The 26,591-nt window shown below is 60.0% G+C and carries 21 protein-coding genes; 11 read left to right on the forward strand and 10 right to left on the reverse strand.

Features of this window, described 5'->3' with window-relative positions:
* Positions 1-257: 257 nt before the first annotated feature.
* Positions 258-554 carry a PilZ domain-containing protein gene (locus tag ACLD1Y_RS06335; protein ID WP_429476426.1) on the forward strand — a complete coding sequence of 99 codons (297 nt, stop codon included), beginning with the start codon at positions 258-260 and terminating at the stop codon, positions 552-554.
* 61 nt (positions 555-615) lie between these two features.
* On the opposite strand, the gene ACLD1Y_RS06340 is transcribed toward ACLD1Y_RS06335, so the two are convergent.
* Positions 616-1,305, reverse strand: a complete 690-nt coding sequence (locus ACLD1Y_RS06340) for an MlaA family lipoprotein (protein ID WP_429476428.1) — start codon at positions 1,303-1,305, stop codon at positions 616-618.
* 195 nt (positions 1,306-1,500) lie between these two features.
* Here ACLD1Y_RS06340 and ACLD1Y_RS06345 point away from each other — a divergent pair, with 195 nt between their 5' ends.
* Entirely contained in the window at positions 1,501-2,109 is a 609-nt protein-coding gene (locus ACLD1Y_RS06345; protein WP_429476430.1) for an HAD family phosphatase, read from the forward strand.
* A 110-nt stretch (positions 2,110-2,219) separates the two neighbouring features.
* Positions 2,220-2,486, forward strand: a complete 267-nt coding sequence (locus ACLD1Y_RS06350; protein WP_429476432.1) for a DUF4404 family protein — start codon at positions 2,220-2,222, stop codon at positions 2,484-2,486.
* A 137-nt stretch (positions 2,487-2,623) separates the two neighbouring features.
* On the opposite strand, the gene queF is transcribed toward ACLD1Y_RS06350, so the two are convergent.
* Complete coding sequence (gene queF / locus ACLD1Y_RS06355; RefSeq protein WP_429476434.1) at positions 2,624-3,454, reverse strand: NADPH-dependent 7-cyano-7-deazaguanine reductase QueF; 831 nt, start codon at positions 3,452-3,454, stop codon at positions 2,624-2,626.
* Positions 3,455-3,515: 61 nt separating this feature from the next.
* A complete protein-coding gene (locus ACLD1Y_RS06360; protein ID WP_429476435.1) occupies positions 3,516-4,028 on the reverse strand; it encodes a cupredoxin domain-containing protein in 513 nt (170 codons plus the stop codon).
* 156 nt (positions 4,029-4,184) lie between these two features.
* Between ACLD1Y_RS06360 and ACLD1Y_RS06365 the strand changes: the two genes are divergently transcribed.
* Positions 4,185-4,865, forward strand: coding sequence for a heavy metal response regulator transcription factor (locus ACLD1Y_RS06365; RefSeq protein WP_429476437.1), 681 nt, complete (start codon positions 4,185-4,187; stop codon positions 4,863-4,865).
* Positions 4,862-6,208, forward strand: coding sequence for a heavy metal sensor histidine kinase (locus tag ACLD1Y_RS06370; RefSeq protein ID WP_429476578.1), 1,347 nt, complete (start codon positions 4,862-4,864; stop codon positions 6,206-6,208). The genes ACLD1Y_RS06365 and ACLD1Y_RS06370 overlap by 4 nt, the downstream gene beginning before the upstream one ends.
* 105 nt (positions 6,209-6,313) lie before the next feature.
* On the opposite strand, the gene ACLD1Y_RS06375 is transcribed toward ACLD1Y_RS06370, so the two are convergent.
* From ACLD1Y_RS06375 to ACLD1Y_RS06385, 3 genes are read right to left on the reverse strand one after another with little or no spacing between them, the layout of a single operon-like run.
* Positions 6,314-7,558 carry a lipoprotein-releasing ABC transporter permease subunit gene (locus ACLD1Y_RS06375; protein WP_429476439.1) on the reverse strand — a complete coding sequence of 415 codons (1,245 nt, stop codon included), beginning with the start codon at positions 7,556-7,558 and terminating at the stop codon, positions 6,314-6,316.
* A 58-nt stretch (positions 7,559-7,616) separates the two neighbouring features.
* Positions 7,617-8,300, reverse strand: a complete 684-nt coding sequence (gene lolD / locus ACLD1Y_RS06380) for a lipoprotein-releasing ABC transporter ATP-binding protein LolD (RefSeq protein WP_017477213.1) — start codon at positions 8,298-8,300, stop codon at positions 7,617-7,619.
* 7 nt (positions 8,301-8,307) lie between these two features.
* A complete protein-coding gene (locus tag ACLD1Y_RS06385) occupies positions 8,308-9,558 on the reverse strand; it encodes a lipoprotein-releasing ABC transporter permease subunit (RefSeq protein ID WP_429476441.1) in 1,251 nt (416 codons plus the stop codon).
* 94 nt (positions 9,559-9,652) lie between these two features.
* Between ACLD1Y_RS06385 and ACLD1Y_RS06390 the strand changes: the two genes are divergently transcribed.
* Positions 9,653-10,237, forward strand: a complete 585-nt coding sequence (locus tag ACLD1Y_RS06390; RefSeq protein WP_429476443.1) for a PilZ domain-containing protein — start codon at positions 9,653-9,655, stop codon at positions 10,235-10,237.
* 44 nt (positions 10,238-10,281) lie between these two features.
* Entirely contained in the window at positions 10,282-11,004 is a 723-nt protein-coding gene (locus tag ACLD1Y_RS06395; RefSeq protein ID WP_429476445.1) for a glycerophosphodiester phosphodiesterase, read from the forward strand.
* A 42-nt stretch (positions 11,005-11,046) separates the two neighbouring features.
* On the opposite strand, the gene sthA is transcribed toward ACLD1Y_RS06395, so the two are convergent.
* Entirely contained in the window at positions 11,047-12,441 is a 1,395-nt protein-coding gene (gene sthA, locus ACLD1Y_RS06400) for a Si-specific NAD(P)(+) transhydrogenase (RefSeq protein ID WP_429476447.1), read from the reverse strand.
* 235 nt (positions 12,442-12,676) lie between these two features.
* On the opposite strand from sthA, the gene ACLD1Y_RS06405 reads away from it, so the two are divergent.
* On the forward strand, positions 12,677-13,198 hold the full coding sequence (locus tag ACLD1Y_RS06405; protein ID WP_429476449.1) for a chalcone isomerase family protein: 522 nt from the start codon (positions 12,677-12,679) through the stop codon (positions 13,196-13,198).
* A gap of 197 nt (positions 13,199-13,395) precedes the next feature.
* Here the strand turns inward: ACLD1Y_RS06405 and ACLD1Y_RS06410 are convergent, their stop codons facing one another.
* Positions 13,396-14,859 carry a glyceraldehyde-3-phosphate dehydrogenase gene (locus tag ACLD1Y_RS06410; protein ID WP_429476451.1) on the reverse strand — a complete coding sequence of 488 codons (1,464 nt, stop codon included), beginning with the start codon at positions 14,857-14,859 and terminating at the stop codon, positions 13,396-13,398.
* A 340-nt stretch (positions 14,860-15,199) separates the two neighbouring features.
* Here ACLD1Y_RS06410 and mfd point away from each other — a divergent pair, with 340 nt between their 5' ends.
* Genes mfd through ACLD1Y_RS06425 form a run of 3 tightly spaced genes read left to right on the forward strand, consistent with a single transcriptional unit; the run spans position 15,200 to position 21,927 of the window.
* On the forward strand, positions 15,200-18,649 hold the full coding sequence (gene mfd / locus ACLD1Y_RS06415) for a transcription-repair coupling factor (protein WP_429476453.1): 3,450 nt from the start codon (positions 15,200-15,202) through the stop codon (positions 18,647-18,649).
* Between the two features lie 11 nt (positions 18,650-18,660).
* The gene (locus tag ACLD1Y_RS06420; RefSeq protein WP_429476455.1) at positions 18,661-19,227 is read left to right on the forward strand and encodes a CsiV family protein; all 567 of its coding nucleotides are present in this window, start codon (positions 18,661-18,663) and stop codon (positions 19,225-19,227) included.
* Between the two features lie 9 nt (positions 19,228-19,236).
* Positions 19,237-21,927 carry a DEAD/DEAH box helicase gene (locus ACLD1Y_RS06425; protein ID WP_429476457.1) on the forward strand — a complete coding sequence of 897 codons (2,691 nt, stop codon included), beginning with the start codon at positions 19,237-19,239 and terminating at the stop codon, positions 21,925-21,927.
* Between the two features lie 113 nt (positions 21,928-22,040).
* On the opposite strand, the gene ACLD1Y_RS06430 is transcribed toward ACLD1Y_RS06425, so the two are convergent.
* Together ACLD1Y_RS06430 and nagZ are read right to left on the reverse strand one after the other, a co-directional pair.
* Positions 22,041-25,346, reverse strand: a complete 3,306-nt coding sequence (locus tag ACLD1Y_RS06430; RefSeq protein WP_429476459.1) for an SNF2-related protein — start codon at positions 25,344-25,346, stop codon at positions 22,041-22,043.
* 125 nt (positions 25,347-25,471) lie between these two features.
* On the reverse strand, positions 25,472-26,482 hold the full coding sequence (gene nagZ, locus ACLD1Y_RS06435; RefSeq protein WP_429476461.1) for a beta-N-acetylhexosaminidase: 1,011 nt from the start codon (positions 26,480-26,482) through the stop codon (positions 25,472-25,474).
* Positions 26,483-26,591 lie beyond the last annotated feature (109 nt).

The following is a 26,591-nucleotide window of genomic DNA, read 5'->3' on the forward strand; positions in this document are numbered from 1 at the left end:
ATTAGGTTGGCGTAGGTGGTTCGGCAATGGCCGGACTCACGTACTGGATTCGCTTTCTAGCCTCTCTGTCCTACAAAGCACGGGCTTTTGGCCTATGCACAACGGTAAAGCAGAGGTGCCCTTCTAAGGCGCAGACGGTACTCCCATCCGCCAGGGGTTTCAAGCTCATGCCGATGGTCGCTGGACGTCTTTACACCGCAAATCACCGGGAGTTATAAGAACAGTCACGACCACAACTCAAAGTAAGGATGGAACCCATGAGCGAACGCGAGCGCGACTACGCCGAAAAACGCGATTTCATCCGTATGCGCGTGGATGCCGATGTGTCTCTGATCCACGCCGGGCAAGAGATTTCCGGGGTTTGCGTGGATCTCTCCAGCTCCGGCATGCAGGTACAGGCACCCCGCCAGTTCCAGGTCGGCGACCACCTGACGGTGCGCATCGACTCGGAACACACCGCCCTTAAAGGCCTGGAGGCCGACACCGAGGTGGTATGGACCAAAACCAACGGCGAAGACCAACACCTGGGGCTCAAGATCCTGAATATGCGCTGAAACCCGCACACAAAAAAGGCGACCAACTGGGTCGCCTTTTTTCATTTCAAAACATCACAGCTTAAAAGTCGTCGACAACCTTGCCGTCTTTAACCTTGAACTCACGGTTCTGCAGGTAAGCGTTACGGATGAAGGTGTACTTGTCGCCCGTGATCAGCTTCTCGCTGTCGAGCAGGCTGGCACGGGTATCGACAATGTTCAGGCCGATAGCGCTGTTGCGCCAGTCGATATCGTTCATGTAGCGGTACGGCTGGGTGTAGCTGTCCACGTATTTGGACGGCGCATCGCGCAAGGTACTTGGGCCCAGCAGCGGCAGCATCACGTAAGGACCGCTGCCCAAGCCCCAGTAGCCGAGGGTCTGGCCGAAGTCTTCATCGCTGCGCTGCAGCCCCATTTTGGTGCCTACGTCGATTAAGCCAAGAACACCGAAGGTGGTGTTCATCAGCAAACGCGCAGTATCCGTACCCGCCGCGTGCGGCTTGAGCTGCAATACGTTGTTGGCCAGGTTGCCGACGTCACCAATGTTGCGGAAGAAATTGTGCACGCCGTCTTGAACGAACTGCGGGGTCACGAACTGATAGCCCTGAGCCAATGGCTTGAGGGCATAGGTGTCAACCGTGTCGTTGAAGGCGAAGATCGGGCGGTTGACGCTTTCCCAGGGATCATCTTCCGACGCAGCTTGAACGGCAAACGGGGCCAGCAGGACAGTGGCACACACCGACAGCTGAGCGAAGTAGTGGCTCCAGCGCATAGCTTTTGCTCCTTGAATGGTCTGTCATGGGCGCTATGCCCTGAATAAGGCCGTGAGTATATGACGGAAGTACGCATTTAGGCAGCAGCAGGGAAAAGTCCTAATACAAATTGACTAAAATCCTACAATTAACGCCTATGTCATCGGCTTGTCATCCGACCTCGATAGCGTCACAGCTATTTCAGGGATGTCGATATGCCCCACGCCGAGATTGCCGTTGCCAGCTCGCCCGCCTTGACTGCCGTTTTGTTTGGTCTGAGTGGCTGCCTGGTGGACTTCGGTTCCCAGGCGCGCACCGATTCCCCCTGCGCCGACTCCCAGGCCACACCAGGCGCCTTGAAAATCTTGCGCAGCCTGAAAGACCAAGGCGTGCCCTGCGCCTGGCTGGATGAGCTGCCCAGCGCCATCACCACGCCGCTGGCCGCCGTATTACCCGATTGGCTCAAGGCGACGCCCCCCTCCTCCATCCGTTGGCCCGCGCCCCATGCGTGCTGGCAAGCCTTGATGGCATTGAACATCGAACGCCTGGAAGGTTGCGTACTGGTCAGCGGTGAACCGCGCTTACTGCAATCGGGACTCAACGCCGGGTTGTGGACCATCGGCCTGGCCTCCTGTGGATCGCTGTGCGGCCTGCCCCCCGAACAATGGCAGGCACTGAGCGAACAGGAACGCGAACACAAGCGCGGCAAGGCCACGGTAGCGCTGTATGGGCTGGGAGTGCATTCGGTGATCGATCACCTTGGCGAACTGGGCACGTGCCTGGACGATATCAGCCTGCGCCAACTCAAAGGCGAGAAGCCCTGATCGAGATCATGCACAGTCGGCGCCGGTGGATTAATCTACAGGTCAGCCCGTAGACCTTTCACGGCGTGCCGCGGTCTATGCCAGTGACTATCGATAAAAGGAAGAACGTCATGCCTGATCGCAAAAAGCTGGAAGAACAGGTCGAGATTCTGCGCGGGCAACTGGAACAGGAGCCACCGCTGTCGGACGAAAAACGCGAAGCGCTGCAAGGGTTGATTGCCAAGTTTGAAGTGCAGCTTGACCTGGAGCCGGCTACGCAGTCACCCAGTATCTCCGATGATGTAGACAAGGCCGTCATAGATTTTGACGCTGAGCACCCGGTCATTTCCGGGACATTGCGCAATATCATGATCACCTTGGGCAATATCGGGATTTGATTCCAATCCAAGCCAAGTACAAAAGCAAAATGTGGGAGCGGGCTTGCTCGCGAAAGCGGTGTATCAGTCAGCACATCTGATACTGACAGACCGCATTCGCGAGCAAGCCCGCTTCCACATTGGGTACTGGGTGAAGTTTACTGGCGCGCCAACCGCACGTTCTGGAACGCTACCGCCTCAGTACTGCGATACGGGTTGATATCCAACCCACCTCGGCGCACATAACGCGCATACACGGTCAACTTCTCCGGCTTCAGCAAGCGCTGCAAGTCCAGGAAGATGCGCTCTACACACTGCTCGTGAAAGTCCGAGTGCTGGCGAAAGCTCACGATATATTCCAGCAAGCTTGCGTGATCCAGCGCCGATCCACGGTATTGCACCACCACACTGCCCCAATCCGGCTGGCTGGTGACCGGGCAGTTGGATTTGAGCAGGTGGCTGTGCACGCTCTCCTCGACAACACGCGAGTCATCGCAACGCAGCAGTTCAGGGCGCGGATGTTCATAGTTGCTGACACTGATATCCAGATCATCAATACACACCCCCGGCAACGCCATCACACCTTCGGCCTCGATCTCGGCCAGAGTGCGTATGCGCACGCTCACAGGCTTGCCCGCAGCAGCGCTGAGGTCGGTCCGCAGGGTCGCTTCCAGGGTGCCGGTGTCGGCGAACGCGGTCTGGTTCAGCGAGTTGAGGTACAGCTTGAACGACTTGGACTCGATGATGTTTGGCGAGTCCGCCGGGATGCTGAACTCACCAATGGCCACCACCGGCTTGCCCGACGGCAGCAGCCAGGACAGTTCGAAGCAGTTCCAGAAATCCACACCCTTGTAGGGCAAGGTCTCGGCACTCAGGCCCAGCTCGGCCCACTTGGCGGCACGAGGGATCGGAAACAATAACGAAGGCGTGTAGGTGGAGATGTATTCACTGGACTTGCCCAGCGGCGAATGTTCGGCTGCGGGATGCATGGCGGAAACCTGGCTAAATAAACCGCGCCAGTCTACCAGCCTTTGGCCCCGTCTTTGCGGCCTACTCGACGTTCAGCTTGCCGACCATGCCCGCCTGGTAATGCCCGGGCAGGTTGCACGCAAACTCAAGGCCCGTGGTCTGGGTAAAAGTCCAAGTCAGTTCGGCCGTTTTGCCAGGCTCGACCAGCACACTATTGGGATCATCATGCTTCATCGCGCCATGGCCCATCGCGCTGTGATCCATCTTGCCCATACCGGTGGAGGTCAGCATACCGCTGGCCTGCATTTGCAGCATTTCCTTCTGGTGGTCGGCATGCATCGCCGCATCGCCCAGGTTGAATTCATGCAGCAACTGGCCCTTGTTGACCAGTACAAAGCGTACGGTTTCACCGGCTTTTACATCCAGAGACTTGGGCGTAAAGGCAATATCCTGCAGCGTCACTTCCACTGTGCGCGTTGCCTCGGTCGCGGGCGCTGCATGGCCGAACCCGTAGGTATGGGCCGCATCCGCCAGCGCATCAACACTCAATACCAACAGGCAACCCGCCAACAACAGGGGTGTACGCAAGGCCATCTCTATTCTCCAAAAATGTGGGATCAGCATGAGGGGCACTCTAAGATGGCACCGCTGCCAGCCAGCTGACTGCTAGATTACAACTTTGTCAGGTTACGCCCTTACCTCGCCGCCCAAGGTATAAAGCCCGCCGCGCCCTATTGCCCAGAGTCGCCCATGAAACTGCTGATCGTCGAAGACCAACCGAAAACCGGCCACTACCTGCGCCAGGGCCTGGCCGAAGCAGGCTTTACCACCGAATTGGTCGCCGACGGTACCACCGGCCAGCACCTGGCACTGACCGGCGACTACGACCTGCTGATCCTCGACGTGATGCTGCCAGGCCGCGACGGCTGGCAAATCCTGCAAGCCGTGCGCAGCGCCGGCCTGGAAACGCCCGTGTTGTTCCTTACCGCCCGTGATGCCGTAGAGGACCGCGTGCACGGCCTGGAGCTGGGCGCCGACGATTACCTGGTCAAACCCTTCGCCTTCTCCGAACTGCTGGCCCGGGTGCGCAGCCTGTTGCGCCGAGGGGGCAGCACGCCCCAGGAAACCGCGCTGCAACTGGCCGACCTGCGACTGGACCTGATCCGCCGCCGCGTCGAACGGGACGGCCAGCGCATTGACCTCACAGCCAAGGAATTTTCCCTGCTGGAACTGCTGCTGCGCCGCCAGGGTGAAGTGCTGCCCAAATCACTGATCGCCTCCCAGGTCTGGGACATGAACTTCGACAGCGACACCAACATCATCGAAGTCGCCATTCGCCGTCTGCGCCTGAAAGTCGACGACAACTACTCCAACAAACTGATCCACACAGTACGCGGCATGGGCTATGTGCTGGAGGAGCGATGCAGTTGATCCAGCGCCTGTCCCTGGCCAGCCGCCTGGCGCTGCTGTTTGCTGCCTGCACTGCGGTGGTGTCGCTAATGGCGGGCGTACTGTTCAGCCATGCCAGTGAGGCGCACTTTATCGAGCTGGACCAGCAACTGCTCGACAGCAAGCTGGTGGCTCTGCGCAGCACCTTGCAGGGCGTCGACACGCCACAGCTATTCGCTCATCGGGAAGCGCAGTTGCGCGCCGAACTCAACCGCCAACCCGATCTGGCCCTGCGCATCAGCGCTGCCGGCCAGCGCTGGTTTGACGGCGCCCCCGGCGTCGTGCTGCCCGAATCACCCGGCCTGCATCGCTTGCAAAGCGCTGGCACCGACTACCGCGTGTACAACGTACCGTTGCTCGCCGGCCAGGCAGGTTCGCCGCAACTGAGCCTGATGCTCGACATCACCCATCACCAGCACTTTCTGCAACGCATGCAGCACCTGATCTGGCTCACCGTCGGTCTCTCGGCCCTGGCCACCGCGCTGCTCGGCGCCTGGGCCGCACGCAGTGGGTTGCGGCCGTTGCGGCGCATGGGTGAAGTGGCGGCCGGCGTGTCCGCCCACTCCCTGACCCAGCGCCTGCCCCAGGCACATATGCCGGTGGAACTGGCGGAACTGGCCCAGGCCTTCAACGCCATGCTCGGTCGCCTGGACGACGCCTTTCAGCGCCTCTCGGCCTTCTCCGCCGATATCGCCCATGAACTGCGCACCCCGCTGTCAAACCTGCTGACCCACACCCAGGTCATTCTCACCCAGCCGCGCCCACTGGAGGATTACCGCGAGGCGCTGCACAGCAACCTGGAAGAGTTGCAATGGATGGCGCAGCTGGTCAACGACATGCTGTACCTGGCCAAGGCAGACCACGGGTTACTCGTGCCCAAGCGCGAACCGCTGGCCCTCGCCGATGAAGTGGATGCGTTGCTGGAGTTTTTTGCGTTGCTGGCTGAGGACGCACAGGTCAGCCTGGTCCGCGAAGGCTCGGCCCACATCTGCGGGGATCGCGGGATGCTGCGGCGGGCGCTGTCGAACCTGCTGGATAACGCATTGCGGTTTACCCCGGCTGGGGGCGAAGTACGGGTGCGGATGGAGGACGGGGTGAGGCTGGTGGTGGAGAACACCGGGGAAGGCATTCCAACCGCGTTGCTGCCTAGGCTGTTTGACCGGTTTTACAGGGCTGACCCGTCACGGCATGAGGGCAGCAGCGAACATGCGGGGCTGGGATTGGCGATTACCCAGTCGATTGTGCGGGCGCATGGGGGGAGGATTTATTGTGAGTCTGAGGCGGGGTGGGCAAGGTTTGTGATTGAGTTGCCACAGGAACATTGATGCAAGCTGAACCGGCCCCATCGGGGGCAAGCCCCCTCCCACATTTAGATTTGTGAACACAGTCAAATGTGGGAGCGGGCTTGCTCGCGAAGGCGGTCTTAAATACTACGAATACCTAAGGGCATGCGCCGGCTCAATCTTCGCCGCCCGATAAGCAGGATAAAGGGTCGCCAAAAAGCTCAGCACAAACCCCGCCGTGCAAATCAGCACCACATCCCCGCTTTGCAGCTCCGAAGGCAGGTTGCTGACGAAGTACACGTCCGAACTGAAGATATGCTGCCCGGTGACCCGCTCCATCCAGCCCACCAGTTCACTCACGTTCAGCGCGGCAATCACACCCAGCACGCCACCGATCAAGGTGCCGACAATGCCGATCACCGTGCCCTGCACCATGAAGATCGCCATGATCTGCCGCGGCGTGGCGCCGATGGTACGCAGGATCGCGATATCCGCGCCCTTGTCGTTAACGACCATGATCAGGGTGGCGATGATGTTGAACGCGGCGACCGCGACGATCATCAGCAACAGCAGGCCGATCATGGTCTTTTCCATCTTCATCGCGCTGAACAGGCTGCCCTGGGTGTGGGTCCAGTCATCGGCCTTGTAGGCCGCGCCCAGACTGGCAGCGACGTCCGCCGAGACCTTGGGCGCTGCGTAAAGGTCTTTCACCGCCAGGCGTACGCTTTGTACCTGGTTCGGCTGCCAATGCTGGATCTCGGCGGCGTCGGCCATGTTGATCAGGGCCATGGAGCCATCCAGCTCGGCGCCGACCTTGAAGATGCCCACTACGTTCAGGCGCTGCATGCGCGGGGTGATGCCACCCGGTGCCGTGCTGATTTCCGGCACGATCAGGGTCAGCTTGTCGCCCACATTGAGGCGAAAACGCCGGGCGGTGATTTCCCCCACCACCACGCCGAACTCACCGGGTTTCAGGTCTTCAAGCTTACCCTGCACGATGTGCTGGGCCACGATCGACACCTTGCCTTCCTGGGCCGGGTCGACGCCGCTGATCTCGATCGGCTGCATCGCGCCCTTGTAGGAGAACATGCCATCCATTTGCGTGAAGGGTACTGCGGCAGTTACCTCAGGGTTCTTCATCGCAGCGGCGGCCACCGGCTGCCAGTCGTCAATCGGGTTGACACCGACGATGGTCGCGTGGGGCACCATGCCGAGGATGCGCGAGCTCATTTCGCGCTGGAAGCCGTTCATCACCGACAACACCACAATCATCGCCAGCACGCCCAGGGCGAGACCGATCATCGAGGTCATCGAGATAAACGAAACAAAACGGTTGCGGCGCTTGGCGCGGGTATAGCGCGTGCCGATGAAAATCGATAACGGTCTGAACATTCGCGGGCACCGTTGGAAAAATAGAAAACCCGATGTCAGACACCGGGTTTGAAACAGGTCAGATGGCGACCAGATGACCTTCCTGCAGGTGCAGCACGCGGTCCATCTGGCGGGCCATGCTCATGTCATGGGTCACCACCAGGAACGCGGTGCGCATCTGGGTGCTCAGCTCCAGCATCAAATCCTTGATGCCCTGGGCGGTGTGGGAGTCGAGGTTGCCGGTTGGCTCATCGAGCATCACCAGCCCTGGGTTGTTGACCAGGGCGCGGGCGATGGCCACACGCTGACGCTCGCCGCCGGACAATTCGGCCGGTTTATGCTCCAGGCGATGGCCCAGGCCAACGCGTTCCAGCAGGGCCTTGGCGCGCTGGCGGGCTTCCGGAATTGCGGTCTTGCCAATCAACAGCGGCATGCACACGTTTTCCAGGGCGGTGAATTCCGGCAGCAAGTGGTGGAACTGGTACACAAAACCGAGCGAGCGGTTGCGCAGTTGGCCACGGGCCTTTTCACCGAGGGCCGACAACTCTTCGCCCGCCAGCCATACGCTGCCCTGGGACGGCGTATCGAGGCCGCCCAACAGGTTCAGCAAGGTACTTTTGCCAGAGCCGGAGCTGCCGACAATCGCCACGCGCTCGCCCGGGTGCAACTCCAGTTGCAGGTTGGACAGCACCACCACCGATTCCGGGCCTTCCTCGTAGGATTTGCCCAGGTTGCGGCAGCTCAAGATTGCTTTTTCACTCATGCCCGATTCACTCATAACGTAAGGCCTGTGCTGGCTGGGTACGTGCCGCGCGCCAGGCTGGATACAGGGTGGCAAGGAAACTCAATACCAACGCAGCGCCGCCCACCATCAACACGTCCTGGGCCTGAACCTGGGACGGCAAGTAGTCGATGAAGTAGACATCGGCGTTGAGAAACTTGTGGCCGATCAGGGTTTCGAGCCCGGCAATGGCGGCGCTCACATTCAGCGCAGCCAGGATGCCGACCGCCGTGCCGATCAAGGTGCCGACCACGCCAATCACCGTGCCCTGCACCATGAAGATCGCCATGATCTGCCCCGGCGTGGCGCCAAGGGTGCGCAGGATGGCAATGTCACCCTTCTTGTCATTCACCACCATCACCAGCGTGGAGATGATGTTGAACGCAGCCACAGCAACGATCAGCAACAACAACAGGCCGATCATGGCTTTTTCCATGCGGATGGCCTGGTACAGGTTGCCGTGGGTACGGGTCCAATCGCGAGCGTAGTACTGGCTGTCCCCCAGGTGTTGGGCGATTTCCCACGAGGCACGCGGTGCGTCAAACAGGTCGTTGAACTTCAGGCGCAGGCCTTGCACCTGGTCTGGCTGCCAGCGATGCAGGCGGGCCAGGTCGGTGAGGTTGGTCAGGCCCAGGTAGCCGTCGATTTCGCCGGCGCCGACGTGGAAGGTGCCCACCACGGTAAAGCGCTTCATGCGCGGGAACATGCCGGCCGGGGTCACGGTGACTTCCGGGGCGACGAAGGTCAGCTTGTCGCCCAGGGCAACGCCGAGCTTGGCCGCGGCCTTGTCGCCAATCACGATGCCGAACTCGCCGGGCGCCAGGTCATCGAGTTTGCCTTGCAGCATGAACTTATCGATGATCGAGACCTTGCGTTCCTGGGCCGGGTCGATGGCATTGAGCAGGATTTTCTGCACCTTGCCGTCATTGGTCAGCAGCCCCTGCATCTGGGTAAAGGGCGCAACCGCCAATACCTTGGGGTTCTGCTTGACCTTGTCGGCCAGGCTTTGCCAGTCACTGATCGGCGCATCGCCTTCAATGGTCGCGTGGGGCACCATGCCCAGCACGCGGGTGCGCATCTCATGATCGAAGCCGTTCATCACCGACAGCACCACGATCATCACGACCACGCCCAAGGCGAGCCCGATCATCGAGGTCAAGGAAATGAACGACACAAAATGATTGCGGCGCTTTGCACGGGTATAACGCGTGCCGATAAATACGAAGAGAGGTCTGAACATGTCGGGGCTTGTTCGGAGGAAAAGAAGACGTCCCGGTGGCGGGGTCTGGTAAGCAGCTTTACACTCTGACCATTACCGATAGCTGGGGTTCGCCATGTCGACATTAGATGAAGAAGAGCGCCGCGAATACTACCGTATCGACGACATGATCGCACTCCAAATCAAAAGCCTGTCAGCCCCCGAAGCGGCGAGCAAGGAAGTGTTGCAGGATGAGTCGCCGCTGTTCAATCTGCTCAGCGAACTGCACCTCAGCGAATTCGAAGCCCAGCACCTGCTGCGCCAGATCAGCGAGAAAGACCGCAGCCTGGCCGCCTTCCTCAAAGTCCAGAACAAACGCCTGGATCTGCTCAGCCAGGTCATGGCGCAAAGCCTGCGCGATGAAGTCGGCGCCCCGCAGCCGGTAATCATCTCCGAAGGCGGCATCGACTTCCAACACCCCACGCCCCTCGCCCCCGGCGCACACCTGGCCATTAAGCTGGTGCTGATGCCCCAGGCGCTCGGGCTGCTGCTGCGCGCACGGGTCACCCATTGCGACCCCAAGGGCGATAGCTTTGACGTAGGCACCGAATTCGAAGCCATGACCGACGCCCAACGCCAACTGCTGGCACGCTACATCCTGCAGAAACAAGCCCAGGAACGCCGCCTGGCGCGGGAACAAAGCGACGCCCAAGACACCTGAACAAGCATTCACCCCGCCAGACGAGCTGGCGCAAAGGAGCAACTGTGACCCTGATCTACGGCCACCGCGGTGCCAAAGGCGAAGCACCGGAAAACACCCTGACCAGCTTTCAGGAATGCCTCAAGCACGGCGTACGCCGCTGCGAACTGGATTTGCACCTGTCCATGGACGGCGAGTTGATGGTCATCCACGACCCCACCCTCAAACGCACCACCGACCGGCGCGGCAAGGTCGTCGAGTACTCGGCAGCAGACCTGGTAAAGATGGACGCCCGCAAAGGCGGCCCAGGCTGGATCACGCCCTGCCCGATCCCACGCTTGGAAGAGCTGTTCGAACAGTGCGACTTCGATCACTGGCAACTGGAAGTCAAAAGCGCTTCGCGCACCCGCGCGGCCACCACCGTGCTGGCGATTCGCGAAATGGCCGTACGCCACGGCTTGATGGACAAGGTCACCGTGACCTCAAGCTCGCGAGAAGTGTTGAAGGCCGCGGTTGAGCTCACCCCCGACCTGTCACGCGGCCTGGTAGCCGAATACGCCTGGCTCGACCCGTTGAAGGTCGCGCAGAACTACGGCTGTGAGATTCTGGCGTTGAACTGGACGTTGTGCACCCCTGAGCGTCTGGAGAAAGCCCAGCGCCAGGGCTTGCACGTGTCCGTATGGACGGTCAACGAACCTGCGCTGATGCGCAGGCTCGCCGACTTCGGCGTAGATAGCCTGATTACAGACTTTCCCGGTTTGGCCACTGCCACCCTCGAGAATTACTGAAATCGGTCTCCCCGGCCGGCTCAGGCCACCGGCCGGAGCCGCTCAAAAAAGCCGGTTGAGGCCGTCGTAGGCCGCTACCCGATAGGCTTCGGCCATGGTCGGGTAGTTGAACGTGGTGTTCACAAAATACTTGAGGGTATTGAGTTCACCCGGCTGGTTCATGATGGCCTGGCCGATGTGCACGATCTCCGAGGCCTGGTAGCCGAAGCAATGCACGCCGAGGACTTCCAGGGTTTCACGGTGGAACAGGATCTTCAGCATGCCCTGGGGCTCACCGGCGATCTGTGCACGCGCCATGCTCTTGAAGAACGCCTTGCCCACTTCGTAAGGCACCTTGGCCTTGGTCAACTCGTGCTCGTTCTTGCCGATGGAGCTGATCTCGGGAATGGTGTAGATCCCGGTCGGCACATCGTTCACATAACGCCAGCTGCCATTGTCGACAATGCTGCCAGCGGCCGAGCGGCCCTGGTCATGCGCGGCACTGGCCAGGCTTGGCCAACCGATCACATCGCCGGCGCCGTAGATGTTCGGCACGCAGGTGCGGTAGTTCTCATCCACTTCGATCTGGCCACGGCTGTTGACCTTGACCCCGATGTTTTCCATGCCCAGCTTGTCGGTGTTGCCGGTACGGCCGTTGCACCACAGCAAGGCGTCGGCCTTGATCTTCTTGCCGGACTTGAGGTGCAGGATCACCCCGTTGTCCAGGCCTTCGACCCGCTCATATTCTTCGTTATGGCGCACGGTGATGTTGTTGTTGCTGAAGTGGTAGCTCAACGCCTGGGAAATTTCCGAGTCGAGGAAGCTCAGCAACTGGTCGCGGTTGTCCACCAACTCAACCAGCACACCCAGGCCACTGAAGATCGAGGCGTATTCACAGCCGATCACGCCAGCGCCGTAGATGATCAGTTTGCGCGGGGTGTGGCCCAGGCTCAGGATGGTGTCGCTATCGTAGATACGCGGGTGGTGGAAATCGATATCGGCCGGGCGATAAGGGCGCGAACCGGTGGCGATGATGATGTGCTTGGCCACCAGCTTCTCGACCACACCATTGGGGCAGACCACTTCGATGGTTAGCTCGTCGGCGAAGCTGCCGGTGCCGAAGAACAGGTCGACACGGTTACGGGCGTAGTAACCGGTACGCGAGGCCACTTGCTTGGAGATGACTTTCTCGGCGCTTTTGAGCACGTCCGGGAACGAGAACCAGCGCGGCTCACCAATGGCCCGGAACATCGGGTTGGTGTTGAACTGCATGATCTGGCGCACCGAGTGACGCAAGGCCTTAGACGGGATGGTACCCAGGTGGGTGCAGTTGCCGCCGACCTGGCGACGGCTATCGACCATCGCCACCTTGCGCCCAGCTTTGGCGGCGTTCATCGCCGCACCTTCTCCAGCCGGGCCGGAACCCAGTACCACCACGTCGTAGTTGTAGACAGCCATGCGTACTCCTCAGAACAGGCCAGGCGCACGGTTGGGACGCCTGGCTAAATCATGCCGCGGCCAGCGGTCATGAAGGACATTTTGGCTCAAGTGTGTGAACCGGGGCACAGTCTATATAAGGCTCAACGCCGCGCACATTAACCCTTGGTCGCGTCGTAGGCCAGCCTTGCCGTTACTACAGGGTAAGGAAATTGCAATTACACTGCCAGCACGCACCTTTGCAGGGTTGGCCATTATGCGACATGTCGCTTTGTGTTTATTGCTGTTGCTGTCGGTCACGGTGCAAGCCAATGAGGCAGATCGCCTGCGACAAGCCGGTTTTGCTGCGCAATCCCATGGATTAGCCCTGAAAAACCAGGTGGTGCTGACCTACCTCTGGGCGGATGTGTACGCGGCGGCGCTGTACGCCCCGGCAGACGTGCGTGCAAGGCTTGCCTGGGAGCAACAAAAGGCTCTGCGCCTTGAGCTGTATTACTTTCGCGATATTGACCGCAGCGATGTGATCAAGGCGGCCAATACCACATTGAAGCGCCAGCAAGTCAGCGCCCGGTTCAAGCCAGAGGTGGACAGGCTGCATGCGCGCTTTCGCGACATCCAACAGGGTGATCGCTATGCGCTGGATTTTCGCCCTGGGCGTGGGTTGAACCTGGAGATCAATGGGGAGGTGGTGTTCAGCAGCCCCGATGATGGATTGGCAAAGGCTTACCTGGGAATTTGGTTGGCGCCCAAGGGGTTGTCGGAGGGGTTGCTGGACTGAAAGTGATGCATTGACTGGACGGCCGTCTTCGCGAGCAAGCCCGCTCCCACATTGGATTGGGTTCACAGTTTTTGATCTGTAAATACAGTCAATGTGGGAGCGGGCTTGCTCGCGAAGAGGCCCTCCTAGCCAACACAGAGCCCACGGCCACAAAAAAGCCCCGAACCAGTCGGGGCTTTTTCATTCAAGGCTGTCGCTTAGCGCGGAAACGCAGGCGGGTTAACCCCAGCCATGTCTTCCATCACGCGAACCACCTGGCAGCTGTAGCCGAACTCGTTGTCGTACCACACGTACAGCACAACACGGTTGTCCTGGGTGATGGTCGCCTCGGCGTCCACCACACCGGCGTGGCGCGAGCCCACGAAGTCGGTGGAGACCACTTCCTGCGAGTTGACGAAGTCGATTTGCTTATGCAGATCGGAGTGCAGCGCCATAAAGCGCAGGTACTCGTTCATCTCTTCACGGGTGGCGGCTGTCTCAAGGTTCAGGTTGAGAATGGCCATCGACACGTTTGGCGTCGGCACGCGGATCGCGTTACCGGTCAGCTTGCCGGCCAGCTCAGGCAGGGCCTTGGCAGCGGCGGTAGCAGCACCGGTCTCGGTGATCACCATGTTCAACGCGGCGCTACGGCCACGGCGATCGCCTTTGTGGAAGTTGTCGATCAGGTTCTGGTCGTTGGTGTACGAGTGAACGGTTTCAACGTGGCCGTTAACGATGCCGAACTTGTCATTCACAGCTTTCAGCACCGGCACGATGGCGTTGGTGGTGCAGGAAGCGGCGGACACGATCTTGTCGTCAGCGGTGATTTCGCCATGGTTGATGCCATGCACGATGTTCTTGAGCTTGCCCTTGCCCGGTGCGGTCAGGACCACGCGGTCGATACCTGGGCAGGCCAAGTGCTGGCCCAGGCCTTCGGCATCACGCCATACGCCGGTGTTGTCCACCAACAGGGCGTCCTTGATGCCGTACTGGGTGTAGTCCACCTCAGTCGGGTTCTTCGCGTAGATCACCTGGATCAGGTTACCGTTGGCGGTGATGGTGTTGTTTTCTTCGTCGATGACGATGGTGCCGTTGAACGGACCGTGTACCGAGTCACGACGCAGCAGGCTTGCGCGCTTGGTCAGGTCGTTCTCGGCGCCTTTGCGCACCACGATGGCCCGCAGGCGCAGGCCGTCGCCGCCGCCGGTTTTTTCGATCAGGATGCGCGCCAGCAGGCGGCCGATACGACCAAAGCCGTACAGCACAACGTCGGTGCCTTTGCGGCCAGCAGCGTTTTGCTGGCCAACCACATCGGCCATCTCTTCACGCACGAACTGCTCAGCGCTGCGGCCGGCACCTTCCTTGCGGAATTTATAGGCCAGCTTGCCCAGGTCTACCGAAGCCGCGCCGAGCTTGAGCTCGCTCATGGCTTTAAGCAGTGGGAATGTTTCGTGGACGGAGAGTTCGCTGTCGTCGGCAGAACGATGACGCGCAAAGCGGTGAGCTTTGAGAATCGCGATGACAGACTGGTTGATCAGGCTGCGGCCATAGATCGAGCTCACCACATTGTTATTGCGGTACAGCTGGCCGATAAGCGGAATCATCGCTTCTGCGAGTGCTTCACGGTCGATCCATTCACCAAGACACTGGTCGGGCTTCTGAGTCACGGTAACCTTCCACATGTAGGGGCAGAAAAAAGGGGCTACATTATGCCGCCCGACCGCACTCGGAGCAATGCGCCCCAGGCAACAAAAACCGCTTGCGAAAAAAACGCACCCCGCTGGAGCCCAGTAAATACGCGGGTTTCAGAAGGCCACTAGTTGAGCGCGCACGCCGACTTGTCCGTAACCCTCCGAAAACCTCGCAGGTTTTGGCACTACATATTGAGTCAAAACACACCATTGTTTGTCTTAGCCACTACATTTCCTACAAACCGTAATAGGCTCAGTCAGCAACTGACAGACGGCGCCCCGCACCGTTACAATTACCGACTTTGTCGCAACGCTTGGAGCTCAACCTTCCGTGCCCGTCCTGCGTCTACCGCTTCTCCCTGCTGCGGCAGGCAAACAGCACTGGGGCAACCTGCCCGGTGCCGCCCTGAGCCTGGCCATTGCCGAGGCTGCCAGCGCAGCCAAGCGCTTTACCCTGCTGCTTACCGCCGACAGCCAAAGTGCCGAACGGCTGGAGCAGGAGCTGAGCTTCTTCGCCCCCGATTTGCCGGTGCTGCATTTCCCCGACTGGGAAACCCTGCCCTACGACCTGTTCTCGCCGCACCAGGACATCATCTCCCAGCGCATCGCCAGCCTGTACCGCTTGCCGGAACTGGCCCACGGCGTGCTAGTGGTGCCGATCACCACCGCGCTGCATCGCCTGGCGCCGACCAAGTTCCTGCTGGGCAGCAGCCTGGTGCTGGACGTCGGCCAGAAGCTGGATGTGGAGCAAATGCGCACGCGCCTGGAAGCCAGCGGCTACCGCTGCGTCGACACGGTGTACGAGCACGGTGAGTTCGCGGTGCGCGGTGCGCTGATCGACCTGTTCCCGATGGGCAGCAAGTTGCCCTACCGCATCGACCTGTTCGATGACGAAATCGAGACCCTGCGCACCTTCGATCCCGAGAACCAGCGTTCCATCGACAAAGTGGACTCGATCAAGCTGCTGCCCGCACGCGAGTTCCCGCTGCAAAAAGACGCGGTCACGCGCTTCAAGGCGCGCTTTCGTGAACGCTTCGACGTCGACTTCCGCCGCTGCCCGATTTTCCAAGACCTGAGCAGCGGGATTACCCCGGCCGGTATCGAGTACTACCTGCCGCTGTTCTTCGACGAAACCTCCACCCTGTTCGATTACCTGCCCCAGGACACCCAGGTGTTCTCCCTGCCGGGCATCGAACAGGCGGCGGAAAACTTCTGGAATGACGTGCGCAACCGCTACGAAGAACGTCGCGTCGATCCGTCCCGGCCTTTATTACCACCCGCCGAGCTGTTCCTGCCGGTAGAAGACTGCTTCGCCCGCCTGAAAAGCTGGCCGCGCGTGGTCGCCAGCCAACAGGACGTGGACACCGGCAGCGGCCGCGAGCGCTTCCCCGCGCAAGCGCTGCCTAACCTGGCGATTGAAGCCAAGGCCAATCAGCCGCTGGAAGCGCTGTCCAACTTCCTTGGCGATTTCCCCGGCCGCGTGCTGTTTACCGCCGAATCCGCCGGCCGTCGCGAAGTACTGCTGGAACTGCTCGAACGCCTGAAGCTGCGACCGAAAACCGTCGACAGCTGGCCCGACTTTGTAAAAAGCAAAGACCGCCTGGCGATCACCATCGCACCGCTGGACGAAGGCTTGCTGCTGGAAGACCCGGCCCTGGCGCTGATCGCCGAGAGCCCGCTGTTCGGCCAGCGCGTGATGCAGCGGCGTCGCCGTGAAAAACGCGCCGACGCCAACAACGACGCGGTGATCAAAAACCTCACCGAGCTGCGCGAAGGCGCGCCGGTGGTGCACATCGACCACGGCGTGGGCCGCTACCTGGGCCTGCAAACCCTGGAGATCGACAACCAGGCCGCCGAATTCCTCACCATGGAATACGCCGAGGGCGCCAAGCTCTACGTGCCAGTGGCCAACCTGCACCTGATCGCCCGCTACACCGGCAGCGACGACGCCCTGGCGCCGTTGCACCGCCTGGGCTCCGAAACCTGGCAGAAAGCCAAGCGCAAAGCTGCCGAACAGGTGCGCGACGTGGCCGCCGAACTGCTCGACATCTATGCCCGCCGCGCCGCCCGCGAAGGTTACGCGTTCGCCGACCCGAAAGCCGACTACGCCACCTTCAGCGCAGGCTTTGCCTTCGAAGAAACCCCCGACCAGCAAACCACCATCGAAGCGGTGCGTGCCGACATGCTCGCGCCCAAGCCCATGGACCGCCTGGTCTGCGGCGACGTGGGCTTCGGCAAGACCGAGGTGGCGATGCGTGCGGCCTTTATCGCCGTGCATGGCGGCCGCCAGGTAGCGATCCTGGTGCCCACCACCCTCCTCGCCCAGCAGCACTACAACAGCTTCCGCGACCGCTTTGCCGACTGGCCGGTGACCGTCGAAGTGATGAGCCGCTTCAAGTCGGCCAAAGAAGTGAATGCGGCGGTCGCCGACCTGGCCGAAGGCAAGATCGACATCGTGATCGGCACCCACAAGCTGCTGTCGGACGATGTGAAGATCAAGAACCTGGGCCTGGTGATCATCGATGAAGAACACCGCTTCGGTGTGCGCCAGAAAGAACAGCTCAAGGCCCTGCGCAGCGAAGTCGACATCCTCACCCTCACCGCCACGCCGATTCCGCGCACGCTGAACATGGCGGTGTCGGGCATGCGCGACCTGTCGATCATCGCCACGCCGCCGGCGCGCCGTTTGTCGGTGCGCACTTTTGTGATGGAGCAGAACAAAAGCACGGTCAAGGAAGCGCTGCTGCGCGAATTGCTGCGCGGCGGGCAGGTGTACTACCTGCACAATGACGTGAAAACCATCGAGAAATGCGCCGCCGACCTCGCCGAACTGGTGCCCGAAGCCCGTATCGCCATCGGCCACGGGCAGATGCGCGAGCGCGAACTCGAACAGGTGATGAGCGACTTCTATCACAAGCGCTTCAACGTACTGATCGCCTCGACCATCATCGAGACCGGTATCGACGTGCCGAGCGCCAACACCATCATCATCGAGCGGGCCGACAAGTTCGGCCTGGCGCAGTTGCACCAATTGCGCGGTCGCGTCGGGCGCAGTCACCACCAGGCGTATGCCTACTTGCTGACGCCGCCGCGCCAACAGATCACCTCCGATGCGGAAAAGCGCCTGGAAGCCATCGCCAACACCCAGGACCTGGGCGCCGGGTTTGTATTGGCCACCAACGACCTGGAAATCCGTGGCGCCGGTGAACTGCTGGGCGACGGTCAGAGCGGGCAGATTCAGGCGGTGGGCTTCACCCTCTATATGGAAATGCTCGAACGCGCCGTGAAAGCGATCCGCAAGGGTGAACAGCCAAACCTCGATCAACCGCTGGGCGGTGGCCCGGAAATCAACCTGCGCTTGCCCGCGTTGATCCCCGAAGACTATCTGCCGGACGTGCATGCGCGGCTGATCCTGTACAAGCGCATCGCCTCGGCCACCGACGAAGAAGGCCTCAAGGACCTGCAAGTCGAGATGATCGACCGCTTCGGCCTGTTGCCGGAACCGACCAAGAACCTGGTGCGCCTGACCCTGCTCAAACTGCAGGCCGAGCAACTGGGCATCAAGAAGGTCGACGCGGGGCCGCAAGGTGGGCGTATCGAATTTGAAGCGCAGACGCCGGTGGACCCACTGGTGCTGATCAAGCTGATCCAGGGCCAGCCCAACCGCTACAAGTTCGAAGGGGCTACGCTGTTCAAGTTCATGGTGCCGATGGAACGCGCCGAAGAACGCTTTAATACATTGGAGGCGTTGTTCGAGCGCCTCATCCCGAAATCTGTTTGAAGGACGCCGTCATGCGCCTGTTCCGCATCCTGAGCCTGTTATTGGTGGTCGTGGCCCCGTCGGCGTTCGCCGACAGCCCGTACCAGGTGGAAATGATCCTGGTGCGCCAGAACGCGGAGCCGGTGATCAACAGCCGCGCCGCGCCGGAAAACTGGGATGCCGGGGCGGCGCACCTGGGCGATAAAATGAGCCCACCGCGCTTGAACAACATCGTCGACAAGCTGCGTGCCGACAACAGCTACACCGTGTTGGCACACAAGGCCTGGGAGCAGAATCTCGGTGAGCAACCAGTAAAAATCGCCATTACCGATGGCCAGGAACAGTTCGGCCAGTTCCCCATCGAGGGCATACTGAGCCTGCAACTGGGGCGCTTCACCGATATCGACGCCGACTTTTGGATCAACCAGTTCGACAGCAACGGCAGCGTGATCGCCAGCGAGCACCTGAGCCAGACCGACGTGCGCACCAAGAACAACCAGCTCAATTACCTGGACGGCGGCCACCTGGCGCTGCTGATCAAGATCACCTCGCTGACTGCCAAGCCACCCAGCGCGCCTCCGCCCGACATTCAGGACTGATCCAGCGCCATGCCCCTGACGTCGCAATTGACCAAGCCCCTGGCCCCTTCGTGGGCCAATCGCTTTAAAGAGCAAAGCCTTGAGCGCGGGCGACGCTATGCCTTGGAGAATCGGGTACGCATCGTCGAGTCCGGCGACAGCACCATCGTCGCCAGTTGCGAAGGTTCGGGCGGCAACGTTTACCGGCAGACCATCTCCCTGCGCGAATCGGCCAAGGGCGCGTTGATCCTAGTGGACAGCCGCTGCACCTGCCCGGTGCACACCAACTGCAAACACATCGCTGCGGTGCTGCTCAAGGTCCAGGAAACCCTGGCCTACCCCGCCGCCGCCCAGGATGCCGAGCTGCTGGAAAAACTCCAGGCCGTGCTGGAAAACCGCGTCGCACTGCCCCAGGTGGTGATGGAAGATGTGCCGCCGGTGCCACGCTTGTGGATGGCCAGCGTGGAGTTCAGCGCGTTTGAACCGCGCAACGGCAAGATGCAGCGCTATATCCAACACCGGGCGGCGTTGTCATTCAACTATCTGGGTAACTATGTCAGCGGGCAGAAGAACGCCGATATCATCGTGCGCCAGGAAACCCAGAGCCTGCGGATCAAGCGGCACCCGGAGCTGGAGCAGCCGTATCGCGAACAACTGCGCCTGCTGGGTTTCAAGATCGCAACGCGCCAGAGCAAGGCACTGCCGGAAAGTGCTGGCGAACTGTTCGAGATGGTTAATGACAGTGCCTGGCTTAACTTCACCCTCAACGCTTCGCCCTTGTTGCGCACCGAAGGTTGGGAGTTACAGATCGATGAAGATTTCGGCTTCGACCTAAGCGCGGTGGACGATTGGTACGCCACGGTCGATGAAGGCCCGGAGCGCGATTGGTTTGATCTAGAGCTGGGGATCATCGTCAATGGTGAGCGGCTGAGCTTGCTGCCGATCCTGTTGAACCTGATGCGCTCCCACACCGAGATCCTCAACCCGGAGAAACTGGCGCGGCGCCGCGACGATGAGTTGATCCTGGTGAATATTCCGGGTCTGCCCAACGGCCACGGTCCATTGCAAGTGGCGCTGCCCTACGGCCGCTTGAAACCCGTACTGGCAACCCTCGGTGAGTTTTACCTACAGGAATCCGGCACCACCACATTGCGCCTGGCCAAGGCCGATGCAATCCGCTTGAACCCGCTGGAAGACCTGCCCTTGCAATGGGAAGGCGGCGAGAAAATCCGCAACTTCGCCCAGCGGTTGCGGGACATCAAGGACTTCACCAGCGTGGCCCCCGAGGGACTGAACGCGACCTTGCGCCCGTATCAGCTCGAAGGCTTGAGCTGGATGCAGTCGCTACGCCAGCTGGACGTCGGCGGCATTCTGGCGGATGACATGGGCCTGGGCAAAACCCTCCAGACCCTGGCGCATATTCTCACCGAGAAAGCCGCCGGCCGCCTGGACCGACCGTGCATGGTGGTGATGCCCACCAGCCTGATTCCCAATTGGCTGGATGAAGCCGCGCACTTCACGCCGCAGCTCAAGGTGCTGGCTTTGTATGGCGCCGGGCGTAAGAAACATTTCGCGAACCTGCAGGATTACGACCTGCTGCTGACCACCTACGCCCTACTGCCCAAAGACATCGAACGGCTCGCCGCCCAGCCGCTGCATGTACTGATCCTCGATGAAGCCCAGTACATCAAGAACCCTTCCAGCAAGGCCGCCCAGGCCGCCCGTGAGCTGAATGCACGGCAACGCCTGTGCCTGAGCGGCACCCCGCTGGAAAATCACCTGGGCGAACTCTGGTCACTGTTCCACTTCCTGCTGCCGGGTTGGCTGGGGGATGTAAAAAGCTTCAACCGTGACTACCGTGTGCCTATCGAAAAGCGCGCCAGTGATGTGCGATTGCAGCACCTCAATGGTCGGATCAAACCGTTTCTGCTGCGCCGCACCAAAGAGCAGGTGGCCACCGAGCTGCCGCCCAAGACCGAGATCATCCATTGGGTGGATCTCAACGAAGCCCAGCGCGACGTATACGAAACCATGCGCCTGGCCATGGACAAGAAGGTCCGCGACGAAATCACCCGCAAGGGCGTGGCGCGCAGCCAGATCATCATCCTTGAAGCGCTGCTCAAGCTGCGCCAAGTGTGTTGCGATCTGCGCCTGGTCAACGATGCCACCCTGCCCGCCCGGGGCAGCAGCTCGGGCAAGCTCGACAGCCTGATGGAAATGCTCGAAGAACTGTTTGCCGAAGGGCGGCGGATTTTGCTGTTTTCCCAGTTCACGTCGATGTTGAGCCTGATCGAAGTCGAGCTGAAAAAACGTGGGGTTGCCTATGCCCTTCTCACCGGCCAGACCCGGGATCGGCGCACGCCTGTGAAGGACTTTCAGAGCGGCAAGCTACAGATTTTTCTGATCAGCCTAAAGGCCGGCGGCGTCGGCCTGAACCTGACCGAGGCCGACACCGTGATCCACTACGACCCTTGGTGGAACCCGGCCACGGAAAACCAGGCGACGGATCGTGCGTATCGCATCGGCCAGGAGAAACCGGTGTTCGTCTATAAGATGATTGCGCGGGGCACGGTGGAGGAAAAAATCCAACACCTGCAGAGGGAAAAGTCCGATCTTGCGGCGGGTGTATTGGATGGGCGCACGACCGGGGATTGGCAGTTGGGCAATGAGGATATCGAGGCGTTGTTTGCGCCGCTGCCCAATAAGCAAGAGAAGCGCTGACGGTTAGACCGCCTTCGCGAGCAAGCCCGCTCCCACATTCGACCGCATTTCTTCAGACAGTACGCGGTCAAAATGTGGGAGCGGGCTTGCTCGCGAAGGGCGCAACACGGTCCTCAGCCAGGCAACGGAGCAAACAGCGCCTCAATATCCCGCTGCTCTAGCTTCCAACCCGCACCCGCACCACCCTCAAGCACACCCTCGGCTAAAGACGCCTTCTCCAACTGCAACGCCTGAATTTTCTCTTCCACTGTGCCCCTGGCAATCATCTTGTACACAAACACCGGCTTATCCTGCCCGATGCGATACGCACGATCCGTCGCCTGGTTTTCAACTGCCGGGTTCCACCACGGATCGTAGTGGATCACGGTGTCGGCAGCGGTCAGGTTCAAACCCGTGCCGCCCGCTTTCAGGCTGATCAGGAACACCGGCGTCTTGCCATCCTGAAAGTTGTTTACCGGGGTGCGACGGTCCTGGGTTTCACCGGTGAGGATCGAATAGTCAACCTGGCGCTGCTTCAACTCCTGCTCGATCAAAGCCAACATTGAGGTGAACTGCGAAAACAGCAAAATCCGCCGACCCTCGCCAAGCAACTCCTCCAGCATCTCCATCAAGCTGCCAAGCTTGCCCGCACCCGCCCGCGCCGATTTGGAGGCGGGCGCAGATTTGACCAGGCGTAGGTCGCAGCAGACCTGACGTAACTTCAACAGCGCTTCAAGGATGATGATCTGGCTGCGCGCCACACCGTGGCGACTGATTTCGTCGCGCACCTTCTTGTCCATGGCTACACGCACCGTCTCGTAAACATCCCGCTGGGCATCGCTCAAATCCACCCAATGCACAATCTCGGTTTTAGCCGGCAGCTCGGTGGCCACCTGCTCTTTTTTACGACGCAGCAGGAAGGGCTTGATGCGTGCAGTGAGGTGCTGCATACGTTGCGCATTGCCGTGCTTTTCGATAGGTGTTCGGTAGTCGCGATTGAACGTCTTACTGTCTCCCAGCCAGCCTGGCAGCAGGAAATGGAACAGTGACCAGAGTTCGCCCAAGTGGTTTTCCAACGGCGTTCCACTCAGGCACAAACGCTGGTCGGCACTCAATTGCCGGGCAGCCTGGGCAGCCTTGCTATTGGGGTTCTTGATGTTTTGCGCTTCGTCGAGGACCAGCACGTTCCAACGCTGAGGTTGCAAGGTTTCAAGATCGCGCGGCAAGAGCGCATAAGTGGTGAGCACCAGGTCGTAATCGGTCAAACGCGTGAAGTCGTTTTGGCGCTGAGCGCCATGCAAGGCCAGCACCTTGAGCTGCGGTGTGAAGCGTGCGGCTTCGTCCATCCAGTTGGGGATCAGGCTGGTGGGCATCACCGCCAGCGCGGGGGCCTGCAAACGGCCGGCCTGTTTTTCGCAAAGCAAATGAGCGAGGGCTTGCAAAGTTTTACCCAGGCCCATGTCATCGCCAAGAATCCCACCAACCTCCAGCTCGCGCAGCGTTTGCATCCAGTTCAGGCCTTCGAGCTGATAGCCACGCAGCTCAGCGTTCAGCCCCATAGGGGCCACCACATGGGCATGGGTGGCGCTTTTCAAGCGCTGGGCAAAATCACGCAAGCGCTGACCGCCTTGCCAAATAAGGGGAATGCCCTCCAGATCACTGAGTCGTGCGGCATCCAGTGCACTCAATCGAACGGAATCACCTTCAGGCGCACGCAGACAGAGTTCACCGAGGGTCGCCATCAAGGGCTTGATGCGACCGTACGGCAGCGCAACCTTGTCTCGATCAGGATTGCCCAAGGTGACCAGCACGCGCTCATCATCACCGCGCTCTGCCATATAGGCAGGGTCCAGTAGCATGGGCTGGCGACGCATCAGGTCGAGCACGATTGGCAGCAGGCTATGGCGCTCACCGTTGACCTCAATCCCAAGTTCAAGGTCAAACCACTCATGGCCCGGTGACTCCTCGATGTCAGCGTACCAATGGTCCACCGCCTCTACGCTGTAATAGAACGTAGGCAGGATGCTGACCTCCCAGCCTGCCTCACGAAGGGCCGGGAGTTGGGTTTCTACGAAACTCAACCAGGCTTCATCAGTTGCAAGATCAAACATTTCCCCGGCATTGTCCGGCAGCGCTGGCGTTTTGCGATTCGACTTGGAAAAGCCCAACCTGGTTAACGATTTACGCAGGGCTTTTTCAGTCTCAGGCTTACGCTGGATACGCTGGGTCTCGGTACCGTTCAGCAGGAGTATCTCAGTGCCTCCCTTTTCACTGACCAGGTTGTCACCATAACGGAAAGCCAACGCTGCACGGTGCTCGTGCATCGTTATGTATTGACGATGCTTAGCGCTATACCCATAGGTTTCATAACTACCCACGGTTAGACAGGCCTGTGGCGCAAGCGTGTCGATGATCCGCTCGGTCAATGCTTGCGGGGGAGGTATTTGCTCGGCCACGGCGCTGATTCGATGGCTGAAAAAGGCAATCTGGCCTGCCGGAATAGCAGGCAAATCGCATAAGTGAATCGCAAGAGCATCTTCCATTGGGTACTCCAACGGACCCAATTCAAGGTTATCGAGGTTCAAGTAATGCAGTGGCTGGAGCGGCAGTACTTCATGCAACTGAACATCATCATTTCGCCACTGCGGTCGATAGCTGCCGTCAGCCTCAACAGCCCAGTTGAAGTGTGCAAAACGGGCTGGACCTGCACTGAGCGCCACAGGGCTTTCAAAATCTATAAACAAGCGCCCGGTGTCGAGCGCCAATTGCAGGACTTGCGCACCTTCAGCACCTTCCAGGGAGAAGCTGCTGCCGAAGCTGCCGTAGGCCCGTCCCATCAATAGAAGCCGGCAAATACGCCGGTCCTGCTCAAGCATGTAGCCGGGCGCACGTCTCAGGGTTTCATCCAGCGAGTACAACGCTTTGATCTCGCCAAAGCCGCCTTTTTTCAGGAGGCGCGCCCGATACACGGACAATGACCAGCCATTTGAATAGTGATCGGGTTGCAGTTGGTAGAGCAGACAAGTAGTGCTGCCCTTGGTAGTTGAATCCATGCGCTGGGTGGCAGTGGGAATGGTGTTCAGCCAATGCTCAATCTGCGGGTTGAGGCGGTTGCCTTGGTTTTTTTGAGAGGCCTCCTGCGCATATGCCAGATCAAGTACTTTGAACAACACTGCTACCGCGTGCTTGCAATCAATCTCAACCGGGCAAGAACAAACGCACTGGAGATCGGTCCAGTGCGAAGCGTTCGATGCCACAGAAATTCGCTGCGTATACATGTTCACACCAGATCCCTTGCATCTGGCCACAACGCTGCGCTCACCGACTTCGACAATCTGGACACGGTCGTGGTCCACATACTCAAAGCCTCTGCCCAGCGTACGCGCATCGAAATTTTCCTGCCAATCCTGGCTCATGAGCAGAGCGATCAATTCATTCATGGGTAAGTACTTTAGAACAAAGAATGATGAAATAAAGACGGATGAATCCTACCTACCAGTACGAATCAACATCGGCATTACAGAGAAACTTCTGACGACTAACCCTTCAGGTAAACACGCCTATTTTATTCAATCAACTGAGCTTCTCGTAGCGCCTGCAATGACGTCAGCCAACGCGGATCCTGCTTATAGTCCGTGGAAGCAATCGCCTGCCCGTGCATCCGCGCAATGCGAGCGGAAGGCTTGACCTTCATCCTCTGGGCAGCGCTCAGCGCCAACTCTGCAGCAGCACGATCGTTACACACCAACCCCATGTCACAACCCGCAGTCAACGCAGCCTCGATCCGACTGGCCGCATCGCCCACCACATGGGCACCCGCCATCGACAGGTCATCACTGAAAATCACCCCGTCAAATTGCAACTCGCCGCGCAGAATGTCCTGCAACCAGCGGCGCGAGAAACCAGCGGGTTGGGCATCAACTTGCGGGTAGATAACGTGTGCAGGCATCACCGCCGCCAATTGCTTACTCAGGCGTGCGAAAGGCACCAGGTCATTGGCGCGAATTTGTTCCAGGCTGCGCTCGTCATTGGGAATCGCGACGTGGGAATCGGCCTCAGCCCAACCATGGCCCGGAAAGTGTTTACCGGTGGCGGCCATGCCGGCGCTGTTCATGCCACGGATAAAGGCGCCCGCTAGCATGGCAGCACGCTCAGGATCACCTTCGAAGGAACGGGTACCCACCACGGCACTGCGCTGATAGTCCAGATCCAGTACCGGAGCGAAGCTCAGGTCCAGGCCGACAGCCAGGACCTCGGTGGCCATGATCCAGCCGCACTGCTCGGCCAGGTATTCGGCATTGGGGTTGTCCGCCAGAGCACGCATCGCCGGCAGACGCACAAAGCCCTGGCGCAGACGTTGCACCCGACCGCCTTCCTGATCGACCGCCAACAACAGGTCTGGACGCACGGCGCGGATCGCTGCGCTCAACTCCCGCACCTGGCGTGGATGCTCGATATTGCGCGCAAAAATGATCAACCCGCCCACTTCAGGTTGGCGCAACAGATGGCGATCCTCGGCCGTCAGCCAGGTGCCAGCAACGTCGACCATCAATGAACCTTGCAGGGCAGCACTCATAAACCTTCCTTAAATAACGCACACAACCCGTCATTCCCACATAGCGCAGTGAGGACAACGGGTTGCAAGTAAATAGCTGAAATCGGCATGGCGGCTAGCTTAGCGGATG

Origin of the sequence: Pseudomonas sp. 18175, assembly GCF_050432925.1 — a bacterium.
In the GTDB taxonomy this organism is placed as follows: domain Bacteria; phylum Pseudomonadota; class Gammaproteobacteria; order Pseudomonadales; family Pseudomonadaceae; genus Aquipseudomonas.

Excerpts from the sequence above, each read along its gene's own strand:
- ACLD1Y_RS06335 (WP_429476426.1), top strand. The coding sequence starts at position 258 with ATGAGCGAACGCGAGCGCGACTACGCCGAAAAACGCGATTTCATCCGT.
- ACLD1Y_RS06340 (WP_429476428.1), bottom strand. The coding sequence starts at position 1,305 with ATGCGCTGGAGCCACTACTTCGCTCAGCTGTCGGTGTGTGCCACTGTC.
- ACLD1Y_RS06345 (WP_429476430.1), top strand. The coding sequence starts at position 1,501 with ATGCCCCACGCCGAGATTGCCGTTGCCAGCTCGCCCGCCTTGACTGCC.
- ACLD1Y_RS06350 (WP_429476432.1), top strand. The coding sequence starts at position 2,220 with ATGCCTGATCGCAAAAAGCTGGAAGAACAGGTCGAGATTCTGCGCGGG.
- queF (WP_429476434.1), bottom strand. The coding sequence starts at position 3,454 with ATGCATCCCGCAGCCGAACATTCGCCGCTGGGCAAGTCCAGTGAATAC.
- ACLD1Y_RS06360 (WP_429476435.1), bottom strand. The coding sequence starts at position 4,028 with ATGGCCTTGCGTACACCCCTGTTGTTGGCGGGTTGCCTGTTGGTATTG.
- ACLD1Y_RS06365 (WP_429476437.1), top strand. The coding sequence starts at position 4,185 with ATGAAACTGCTGATCGTCGAAGACCAACCGAAAACCGGCCACTACCTG.
- ACLD1Y_RS06375 (WP_429476439.1), bottom strand. The coding sequence starts at position 7,558 with ATGTTCAGACCGTTATCGATTTTCATCGGCACGCGCTATACCCGCGCC.
- lolD (WP_017477213.1), bottom strand. The coding sequence starts at position 8,300 with ATGAGTGAAAAAGCAATCTTGAGCTGCCGCAACCTGGGCAAATCCTAC.
- ACLD1Y_RS06385 (WP_429476441.1), bottom strand. The coding sequence starts at position 9,558 with ATGTTCAGACCTCTCTTCGTATTTATCGGCACGCGTTATACCCGTGCA.
- ACLD1Y_RS06390 (WP_429476443.1), top strand. The coding sequence starts at position 9,653 with ATGTCGACATTAGATGAAGAAGAGCGCCGCGAATACTACCGTATCGAC.
- sthA (WP_429476447.1), bottom strand. The coding sequence starts at position 12,441 with ATGGCTGTCTACAACTACGACGTGGTGGTACTGGGTTCCGGCCCGGCT.
- ACLD1Y_RS06405 (WP_429476449.1), top strand. The coding sequence starts at position 12,677 with ATGCGACATGTCGCTTTGTGTTTATTGCTGTTGCTGTCGGTCACGGTG.
- ACLD1Y_RS06410 (WP_429476451.1), bottom strand. The coding sequence starts at position 14,859 with ATGTGGAAGGTTACCGTGACTCAGAAGCCCGACCAGTGTCTTGGTGAA.
- ACLD1Y_RS06420 (WP_429476455.1), top strand. The coding sequence starts at position 18,661 with ATGCGCCTGTTCCGCATCCTGAGCCTGTTATTGGTGGTCGTGGCCCCG.
- ACLD1Y_RS06425 (WP_429476457.1), top strand. The coding sequence starts at position 19,237 with ATGCCCCTGACGTCGCAATTGACCAAGCCCCTGGCCCCTTCGTGGGCC.
- ACLD1Y_RS06430 (WP_429476459.1), bottom strand. The coding sequence starts at position 25,346 with ATGAATGAATTGATCGCTCTGCTCATGAGCCAGGATTGGCAGGAAAAT.
- nagZ (WP_429476461.1), bottom strand. The coding sequence starts at position 26,482 with ATGAGTGCTGCCCTGCAAGGTTCATTGATGGTCGACGTTGCTGGCACC.